Genomic DNA, 982 nt, shown 5'->3' with positions numbered 1-982 from the left:
AACACGTTCCCCAGCGAGATCTTGGGCTGACGTTCATCGCGCATCTCGAAGCGCCAAATCGCTTGCTCACGTTCAGCGGCGGATTCCGTAAACAGATCGAAGTCGAGCAAATGCAAGCCCACCGAAGCGCGCAACTCTTCGTAGTCCTCTCCGACACTCAGCTGGTTGCCCAGCGTGCGGGTTAAATAGAATAATCCCCTTTTGTGCCAGGCCCCGTAACGGCGTACCTGTACCTCAACATTATAGCAGTTGCCTTCGCCATCGCGGGCCAGCACGTCGAGGATGATGTATTTGCCGGTGAGTTCGGTCGGCTCGCCAGAGCGCCTTGGTGCGTCAGGCGGGGATAGACAGGAATGAAAGCAGGTCAGTGCTGCGTTTCGCCGCGCAGCTTTTCAACGTCTTCAACCGGTAGCTCTTCGATTTCTGCAATCGCCTGGTCATCCATTTCGGTACGGGCGATCAGCTTACGGGCCGCATTGCGCTTGCTCTCCAGCGCGCGATACTCGGCTTCCTTTACCCGCTCTTCTGCCTCTTGCAGGGTTTCCTGGCGGCCTTTCTCTATACCCAGCTTCTCACCTTCCCGCTTCGCATCATTCAAAAACGACACTTCATCCCGCAGCGCTCGCTCCCGCACAAACGCAAGACGGCGGGTCTCTTCATCCGCGCTGAGTTCGCGAATACGGCTCATGGCACGCTTGACGGGTTCATGGGCGACATTGGCCATCGTTAATTCCTCCTGCCAGTGCTTGAAGAAGGTGATCCAGGCGCGCAGTGGGCCTTCTGGCAAGCCCAAACGATCCGCCTTGTTGAGTTCGATCAGGTTCATTTGTAACACGTTCCCCAGCGAGATCTTGGGCTGACGTTCATCGCGCATCTCGAAGCGCCAAATCGCTTGCTCACGTTCAGCGGCGGATTCCGTAAACAGATCGAAGTCGAGCAAATGCAAGCCCACCGAAGCGCGCAACTCTTCGTAGTCCTCTCC

General features: G+C 56.9%; 2 protein-coding genes. Both read right to left on the bottom strand.

Annotated elements, in window-relative coordinates; genetic code table 11:
* A partial coding sequence (locus M8006_RS17660) for an Rpn family recombination-promoting nuclease/putative transposase (RefSeq protein ID WP_250084518.1) occupies window positions 1–275 on the bottom strand: 275 nt, incomplete at its 3' end.
* An 89-nt stretch (window positions 276–364) separates the two neighbouring features.
* Window positions 365–982, bottom strand: a 618-nt coding sequence (locus M8006_RS17655) for a PD-(D/E)XK nuclease family transposase (RefSeq protein ID WP_250084516.1), incomplete at its 5' end; no start/stop codon positions are given.

It is taken from the genome of Halomonas llamarensis (genome assembly GCF_023555005.1).
Lineage (GTDB): Bacteria > Pseudomonadota > Gammaproteobacteria > Pseudomonadales > Halomonadaceae > Vreelandella > Vreelandella llamarensis.
This window is presented reverse-complemented; position numbering and strand designations above follow the sequence as displayed.